Below are 8,402 nucleotides of genomic sequence, written 5' to 3'. Positions count from 1 at the left end.
CGCCAGGACAGCCCGGCCCGCACGAGCGCGCCGGCGCCCACGACCAGCCAGGCCCACGTCCCGTCCAGCACCGCGGCGGCCGGGGTGAGGACCGCGACCCCGGACCACACCCGCGCGGACGTGGCGGCCCGGCGGCGCAGCCGGGCCTGGGTGCGGACCAGCCGCTGCTCGCCGCGCAGCAGGTTCCGGCGTTCGATGTCGGCACGCAGCCACTCCGGCAGGCGGCTGCTCGGCCCCGTCCCGTGTGCCGGCAGCACCGTCAGCCGTCCGGCTGATCGGCCGGTCCCTTGTCCAGGGACGGCGGTGATCCCTTGTTCAGGGACAGCGTGCCGTCGGATCCGCCCGCCGCCGGCCCGGCCGACAGGGCCGTGCGGATCTCGGTGAGACGGTTGGACGCCTTCGCGTCCAACGACGCCCGGCGAATCTCCAGCATCCGCGACTCCACCCCCTGCGAGGACAGCTCGTGGTGTCCCAGGGCGACCGCGTAGCGTTGCTCGACCTTGTCCCGGACCTGCCCCAGCGTCGGGGTGTCACCCGGCGGGGTGAGCCGGGACATGCCGTCGAGCGCCTTGCTCATCTGCTCCTGCATGGCGGCGTGCTCGATCTGGGTCAGCAGCCGGGCCCGCTCGGCGAGCTGCCCCTCCAGCCGCAGCGTGTTGTCCTCCACCGCGCGGCGGGCCTGCTCGGCGGAGAGCACGGCCTGCTGGTGCAGGGACTTGAGGTCGTCGAGGGAGCCCTCCGCGGCGACGAGCTGGCCGGCGAACGCCTGCGCGGTCTGCTCGTAGCGGGCGGCCGCGTCCACCTCGCCCTTCGCGCTGGCCGCGTCCGCGAGCAGGATGGCCTGGCGCGCGGAGGCGGCCAGGCTCTCGACCTCCTCGATCTGGCGCGCCATCCGCATCTCCAGCTGCCGCTGGTTGCCGACGACCGCGGCGGCCTGCTGTACGAGCGCCTGGTGCTGCCGCTGCGCCTCGGTGATCGCCTGGTCGATCTGGACCCGGGGGTCAGCCTTCTCGTCCAGCTTCCGGTTCGCCGACGCGGACAGATAGCGGTAGAACTTGCGGACGACGTTCGCCATACCCCCGATCGTCGCACGCCAAGCCGGACATCGGTGCCCCCCGGCCTACGAAAACGGCAGTCGGCTAGGCGGCACGGTCGACCACGGCGGTGGTCGCGCCGCCGCGGGACTGCATGGCGGCCATCGGCGGCATCCCCGCCATCGGGGCGCCCACCCGGGCCGGGCCGCCAGCCGCGAGCTCGGCGAGCTCCAGGTCGTCGCTCACCTCACGCAGCAGGTCGGCGAGCCGGACGCCGAGCGCGTCGCAGATCGACGCCAGCAGCTCGGAGCTCGCCTCCTTCTGCCCTCGCTCGACCTCGGAGAGGTATCCGAGCGAGACCCTCGCGTTGGAGGACACCTCACGCAGGGTCCGGTGCTGATCCTGGCGGCGGCGGCGCAATGCCTCGCCGAGCATGCGTCGGAGCAGGACCATCGTGCCTCCTCCTTCGTCCTCGGGCTGGGCCTTACCGTATACCTGCTGTCCACCGTGATGGCTGGCCGTTGATACGACTGTAACCATGTAAGCAACACGCGTCCGGCGGTTCATCCCAGTCAACAGGTATGAACAGTCAGGGTACGCCGAAGAACGTCCAACGCCTGGACGACCGCATAGACACGGTTCGTACGACGGTCGCCGGGGAGGCGTAGGGACCTCGTCAGCGTGCCGAAGGCACCAACCATACCTATGTGCAGGGTCCCGACGGGCTTGCCCTCCTGCTCGTCGGGGCCGGCCACCCCGGTCACCGCCAGCCCGGTGCTCGCCCCCAGCAGGTCCCGCACGCCCGCGGCCATCGCCGCCGCCGCCTCCGGGGACACCGCGCCGGACGTCGCCAGCACCTCCGGGCCGACCCCGAGCACGTCCCGCTTGGCCTCGGTGGCGTAGGAGACCACCCCGCCGCGCAGCACCGCGCTGGCACCGGCGACATCGGTGAGCCGGCCGGCGAGCAGCCCGCCGGTCATCGACTCGGCGACGGCGAGCGTCTCACCGCGCTCGGCGAGCAGCCGCAGGACGGTCCCCTCCAGGGTGTCGTCGTCGACGCCGTAGAGCGCGGTCCCGAGCGCGTCGCGGGCCGCCTTCTCCACCGGCTCGATGAGCCGGTACGCCTCGGCCCGGTCTGCGGCGCGGGCGCTGACCCGCACCCGGGTCTGCCCGCCGCTGGCCAGAAAGGCGATTGTCGGGTTCCCGACCGGGGCGAGCCGCTCGACCTCACCGGCCAGCGCCTGGGCCACCGCCGACTCCCAGATCCCGGCGGTGCGCAGGACCCGGTGCACCACGACCGCCGGCTCCCCGGCCCGGCGCAGCAGATCCGGCAGGACCGACCCGGTGAACATGGCGTACATCTCGCTGGGGACGCCAGGCAGGGCGTACACCACGCCGCCGGCTGTCTCCAGCCGGACGCCGGGGGCGGTGCCGACCTCGTTCGGCAGCGGTTCGGCTCCCTCGGGGAGATCTGCCTGCCGGTAGTTCATCTCCGGCGCCCCTCGGTCCGTACCGCTCGGCACATCCCGCCTCAGCGCCTGGAACCGACGCCGTAAGGCCGCCTCCAGGAAGGCGTCCCGGCGCAGGGCCACACCAGCCGCCAGGGCGATCCCCTCCCTGGTCAGGTCGTCCTGGGTCGGCCCGAGCCCGCCGGTGAGGATGACCGCGTCCGCGCGGCCCAGCGCCGCCCGGATCCCGGCCGCGATCACGTCGACGTTGTCGCCCACCACCGTTGACATCGTCAGCCGTACGCCCACGTCGGCGAGCTGCCGCCCGAGCCACGCCGCGTTGCCGTTGACGATGTCCCCGAACAGCAGTTCGTCGCCCACAGCCAGTAGTTCAGCCCGCATCGTTCTCCTCGGAGATCGCGGGGACCGGCCGCGTCGCCTGCCGTCGCAGGGCCAGCGCCCGTCCCACGTAGTCAAGACCGGTGACCACCGCCACCAGCACCCCGGCGGCGAGAACGACCGCCCGCGCGGAGGCGGCGATCCCCTCCAGGGGAAGCACGTAGAGACCGATCGCGCAGTTGAGCAGCAGGGTCTTCAGCTTGCCCCCGCGGCTGGGCGCCATCACCCCGTAGCGGATCATCCGTAACCGCAGCAGGGTGACCCCGGCCTCCCGGACCACGACGACCACCGTCACCAGCCACGGCAGCTCACCGAGCAGCGACAGGGACAGCAGCGCGGCACCGGTGAGCGCCTTGTCCGCGATCGGGTCGAGGATGATCCCGAAATCCGTGACGATCCCGCGGCTGCGGGCGATGTATCCGTCGACCTGGTCGGTGACCGCCGCGAGCGCGTAGACGGCGAACGCCGCCACCCGCCAGCCGGAACCGTCCTGCCCGCCGGCGAACATGAGCACCACGAACACCGGGACGAGCGCGACCCGCCCGACGGTGAGCGCGTTGGCGAGGTTCAGCCGGCTGACAGCGGCACCAGCCCCGCTCATCCCACGGAGTCGACAACGTCGAGGAGCTCGGCGACCAGGTCCACCCCTTCGGCCGCGACCACCTTCGCGCTCACCAGATCACCCACCCGTACCCGCGCGGCCTCGGCCGGTGGCAGGCGGACCGTGCACGCCCCGTCGACCTCGGGCTGCTGGTGCGCGGCCCGTCCGTGCGCCAGCCCACCGGCGGCCTCCTCCACCAGGACCTCGACGACCGAGGAGAGCCGCCGCTGCGCGCGGGCGGCGGTCAGCTGCTCGACCAGGTCGGTCACGCGCGCCTGGCGCCGGCGTACCGTGGCCGGCGTGACCTTGCCGGGCAGGCCGGCCGCCTCGGTACCGTCCTCGTCGGAGTATCCGAAGACCCCGACGGCGTCGAGGTCGGCGTCGGTGAGGAAGCGCTCCAGCAGCGCGACGTCCGCCCGGGTCTCGCCCGGGAAGCCGACGATCACGTTCGAGCGGGCGCCGACGTCCGGGGCCAGCGCGCGGGCCCGCGCCAGCAGATCGAGGAAGGCGTCCGCGCCACCGAAACGGCGCATCCGCCGCAGCACCGACGGACTGGCGTGCTGGAACGACAGATCGAGGTAGGGGGCGACGCCGGGGGTCGTCAGCACCGTCTCCAGCAGGGACGGGCGTACCTCGGCGGGCTGCAGGTACACCGCTCTGACCCGGACCACACCGGTGATCGCGGCCAGCTGGGGCAGCAGCTTCTCCAGCGCCCGCAGGTCCCCGAGGTCCTTGCCGTAGGAGGTCGAGTTCTCGCTGACCAGGACGAGTTCCCGCACGCCCTGGCCGGCGAGCCACTCGGCCTCGGCGAGGACGTCCTGCGGCGGCCGGGAGACGTGTGCCCCGCGGAACGTGGGGATCGCGCAGAACGCACAGCGCCGGTCACAGCCACTGGAGATCTTCAACGACGCGACAGGCCCACCGAGCAGGCGCTGGCGCAGGACCGGCGGGCCGGACGCGGGCCCGGACCGCTCCGCCTGCCCTGCCTGCTGCCCTGCCTGCTGCCCTGCCTGGCGGTCGACCGGTGTGATCGGCAGCAGGGCCCGCCGGTCACGCGGAGTGTGCGCCGCGGGCTTCTCGCCGCGCAGCACCGCGTCCAGGTGGCTGCCGAGCGCCGGGTAGGCGTCGAAGCCGAGGACGGCGTCGGCCTCCGGCAGGCTCTCGGCGAGCTGCCGGCCGTACCGCTCGGCCAGGCAGCCGACCGCGACCACGGCCTTCGGGCCCCCGGCGGCGTCGCGCAGGTCGGCGGCGGCGAGCAACGTGTCGATCGAGTCCTTCTTGGCGACGTCGACGAAACCGCAGGTGTTGACCACCACGGCGTCGGCACTGGCCGGATCGTCGACCACGGCCCAGCCGTCCCCCCCGAGCCGCGCCGCGAGCTCCTCGGAGTCCACGTCGTTGCGGGCACAGCCCAATGTGATCAGCGCGACACGGCGAACAGGACGATCGGGCACGACGTCAGGCTACCGGGATGCCGGGTTACCAATGGCACAGTCTCCCGACGCACCCAGTCCCACACGTACGGTGAGAACCTGGCCGGGGCTGCCCCCCACTCCCAGATCCCGGCCGTTGCAGAAGACCGCCACCGACCCGGCGTTACCGATTCTGATCTCCACGGAACGGGCCGCCTTCACCAGCCGGCTGTCGCCGGGCTGCAGGAGCTGCTGCAGCAGGACCCGCTGGGCCTCGTCCCGCATCTCCAGCCAGCTCGGCTCGTCCCGCACCGCCACCTCGACGTTCACCCCGCTCGGCGCGGGCGTCGCGGACCGCACGGGCCCGGCGGGCGCACCGGTCGCGCCGGCTCCCGGCGTCACCGGCGGGACCGTGGCGGCAGCCCGGACACCGGTGGGGTCACGCAGCGCACCGCCGGAGCCGTTCGGGACGAGGACGGCGAGAGCCGCCAGGACACAGACCGCCACCAACGCGACGATCACCGCGGGCGCCCAGGGAAATCCCCGACGGGCCCCCGCCCCCTGCGGGATCAACGGGTCGACCGGCCGCGCCGGGAGCGGCTGCGGCCCGGTCAGCCGGCCGTGACGCCGGTCGAACTCGGCGATCAGCGGTACGGGATCGATCCCCAGAGTGCGGGCGATGCTGCGAATATGGCCACGCGCATACACCGAACCACCACAGCTGGTGAAATCGTCACCCTCTATCTGCTCAATCAGTGCGGTGCGCACACGGGTCCGCTCGCTGACATCCAAGATCGACAGACCCTGTCTGACGCGGGCGGCTGCGAGCACCGCGCCCACGCCCTCAGGGGACTGCATAGTCACCCTCCGCCCGGTCGGATCGGCAGTACTGGCGAGTCTACGGTGGTTGGCCAGTCGCCGAAAGCACACTCCGATGATCGCCGCCGACGTCACTAGCCATTGCGTAGAGTCACCAGAAGTCCTTCAAGTTCGTCCGGCATGACCAACACGTCCCGAGCCTTCGACCCCTCGCTCGGACCGACGATGCCCCGGCTTTCCATCAGGTCCATCAGCCGGCCGGCCTTGGCGAACCCGACCCGCAGCTTGCGCTGGAGCATCGAGGTCGACCCGAACTGGGTCGACACCACCAGCTCGACCGCCTGTACGAACAGCTGCAGGTCGTCCCCGATGTCCTCGTCGATCTCCTTCTTGGGCTCGGTGGCACCGTCGAACACATCCGCCCGGAACGCCGGAGCCGCCTGTTCCCTGGTATGCGCGACGATCGCGGCGATCTCCTCCTCGGAGACGAACGCCCCCTGGATCCGCGCCGGCTTCCCCGCCCCCATCGGCAGGAACAACGCGTCCCCGAGACCGACCAGCTTCTCCGCCCCCGCCTGGTCCAGGATCACCCGGCTGTCCGCCAGCGACGACGTCGCGAACGCCAGCCGCGACGGCACATTCGCCTTGATCAGACCGGTCACCACGTCCACCGACGGCCGCTGTGTGGCCAGCACCAGGTGAATCCCCACCGCCCGCGCCATCGCCGTGATCCGCGAGATCGAGTCCTCGACGTCCCGTGGCGCCACCATCATCAGGTCCGCCAGCTCGTCCACGATCGCCAGGATGTACGGATACGGCGTGTACACTCGCTCCGACCCCGGCGGCGCCACGATCTGACCGGCCCGCACCTTGCGGTTGAAGTCGTCGACATGGCGCACCCCGCAGGCGGCCAGGTCCTCGTAGCGGTTCTCCATCTCCTTGACCACCCACTCCAACGCGTCCGCGGCCTTCTTCGGACTCGTGATGATCGGCGTGATCAGATGGGGAATCCCCTGGTAGCTCGTCAGCTCCACCCGCTTGGGGTCCACCAGCACCAGCCGCACCTGGTCCGGTGTGGCCCGCGCCAGCACACTCGTGATCAGCGTGTTGATACAGGTCGACTTGCCCGCCCCGGTCGCCCCGGCGATCAGGATGTGCGGCATCTTCGCGAGGTTCGCCACCACATAGCCGCCCTCGATGTCCTTGCCCAGGCCGACCAGCAGCGGATGCGGGTTCCCGGTCGCCTCCTCGCTGCGCAGCACGTCCCCGAGCGAGACCAGCTCCCGGTCGCTGTTCGGGATCTCGATCCCGACCGCGCTCTTCCCCGGGATCGGGCTGATGATCCGCACATCCGGGCTCTTCACCGCATACGCGATGTTCTTGGTGAGCTGGATGATCCGCTCGACCTTCACCGCCGCGCCCAGCTCGATCTCGTACCGGGTCACCGTCGGCCCCCGGGTGAAACCCGTCACTTTGGCATCCACCCGGAACTGCGCGAAGACGTCCGTCAACGAACCGATCACTGTGTCCGTCGCGGCCGACCGCACCTTCGGCGGCGTACCCTGCTGCAACAGGGTCGGTGACGGCAGAACGTAGTCACTGTCCGCTGTCCCACTCAGTCCGGGAGCGACGAAGTGCTCCACCTCGGACGGCGGCTCGGGCCTTGGCCCGCGGCCACGCGTCTTCGCGGCCCGCCGTTCGCCAGCCCGGGGAGCCGGCGCCGGCTCGTCCGCCACCGGCGGCTCGGCATCTCCGAGCGCGTCGATATCGAACACGTCCGGATCCGGTAGCGACCGGGAGCCAGGGGCACCGAGCAGGTCCTCCACCAGCGACCCGCGGAACTGGTCCCGCGCCGGGCTGCCGGCGACCGGCTCGTTCCGGCGGCCTCCACGGCTGCCCACCGGCCGATGATCGTGATCGTCCCCGTGCTGGTGGTAACCGGCCACGAGCCTGTCCCGCAGATCGCGCAGCCGGTCGGGGATCACGCGGATCGGGGTCCTGGTGATCACGAGTATGCCGAACACGCTCACCAGGAGCAGCAGGGGTGCCGCCAGGTACGCGGTGACGGCGCTGGACAGCGGTGAGCTGACCAGGAACCCGGCCAGCCCCCCCGCCCGCTCGATCGCGGCGGTACCGGCACCGAAGTCGGGCACCCCGTGCGCGACGTGCACCAGCCCCAGCACACCCGCTGCGAACGCGGCCCAGCCGATCAGCACCCGGCCACGGCTGTCCGGATCACTCGGGCTGCGGATCAGCCGCCAGGTCGCGCCGAGGCCGAACAGCGGAAGCGCCAGCGCCCCCGCGCCGACCAGGAAGCGCAGCAGGCCGGCGACGACACCGCCCACCGGCCCGCCGGCATGGAACCAGACCGCGGCCATGGTGAGCGCGGTCGCGCCGAGCGCGGCAAGCCCCGCCCCGTCCCGCCGGTGCGCCTCGTCGATACGCAGGTCACGGGCACCCCGACCGATCCGGCGGCCCATCTCGCCCAGCAGCGTGGCCGCAATCCCCCAGGCCCGGACCAACAGCCGGATCGCGGCAAGGGCGGCGACCACGGTAAAAGGGGGGCGTGACCTGCCCGTACCGGTTCTTCCCGTATCGGTTCTTCCCGCACTGGCCTTCGCGGGGACGGCCTTCGGCCGGGGCCTGTTCGCTGCCGGCTTCCCGCTCGACGCCTTGCCCCCGGCCGGTG

The 8,402-nt window shown here is 72.1% G+C and carries 7 protein-coding genes and 1 pseudogene; all 8 read right to left on the bottom strand.

The window, feature by feature from the left end; all coding sequences use genetic code 11:
- Positions 1-257: pseudogene (locus NBW84_RS05445) on the bottom strand (hypothetical protein); the annotation flags it as partial.
- A gap of 2 nt (positions 258-259) precedes the next feature.
- Positions 260-1,075 carry a PspA/IM30 family protein gene (locus NBW84_RS05440; protein ID WP_250282278.1) on the bottom strand — a complete coding sequence of 272 codons (816 nt, stop codon included), beginning with the start codon at positions 1,073-1,075 and terminating at the stop codon, positions 260-262.
- Between the two features lie 64 nt (positions 1,076-1,139).
- On the bottom strand, positions 1,140-1,487 hold the full coding sequence (locus tag NBW84_RS05435; RefSeq protein ID WP_250282276.1) for a helix-turn-helix domain-containing protein: 348 nt from the start codon (positions 1,485-1,487) through the stop codon (positions 1,140-1,142).
- A 119-nt stretch (positions 1,488-1,606) separates the two neighbouring features.
- Complete coding sequence (locus tag NBW84_RS05430) at positions 1,607-2,884, bottom strand: competence/damage-inducible protein A (protein ID WP_250282274.1); 1,278 nt, start codon at positions 2,882-2,884, stop codon at positions 1,607-1,609.
- The gene (locus NBW84_RS05425; protein ID WP_250282272.1) at positions 2,874-3,482 is read right to left on the bottom strand and encodes a CDP-alcohol phosphatidyltransferase family protein; all 609 of its coding nucleotides are present in this window, start codon (positions 3,480-3,482) and stop codon (positions 2,874-2,876) included. The genes NBW84_RS05430 and NBW84_RS05425 overlap by 11 nt, the downstream gene beginning before the upstream one ends.
- On the bottom strand, positions 3,479-4,936 hold the full coding sequence (locus tag NBW84_RS05420; RefSeq protein WP_250282270.1) for a MiaB/RimO family radical SAM methylthiotransferase: 1,458 nt from the start codon (positions 4,934-4,936) through the stop codon (positions 3,479-3,481). The genes NBW84_RS05425 and NBW84_RS05420 overlap by 4 nt, the downstream gene beginning before the upstream one ends.
- A 9-nt stretch (positions 4,937-4,945) precedes the next feature.
- Positions 4,946-5,752, bottom strand: coding sequence for a helix-turn-helix domain-containing protein (locus NBW84_RS05415; RefSeq protein WP_250282268.1), 807 nt, complete (start codon positions 5,750-5,752; stop codon positions 4,946-4,948).
- 95 nt (positions 5,753-5,847) lie between these two features.
- Positions 5,848-8,265 carry an FtsK/SpoIIIE family DNA translocase gene (locus tag NBW84_RS05410; RefSeq protein ID WP_250282266.1) on the bottom strand — a complete coding sequence of 806 codons (2,418 nt, stop codon included), beginning with the start codon at positions 8,263-8,265 and terminating at the stop codon, positions 5,848-5,850.
- Positions 8,266-8,402 lie beyond the last annotated feature (137 nt).

The sequence above is a fragment of the Protofrankia sp. CiP1_Cm_nod2 genome (assembly GCF_920664355.1).
Classification (GTDB): Bacteria; Actinomycetota; Actinomycetes; order Frankiales; family Frankiaceae; genus Protofrankia.
Note: the sequence above shows the minus strand (reverse complement) of the source record. Positions and strands in the feature narration are given on the sequence as shown.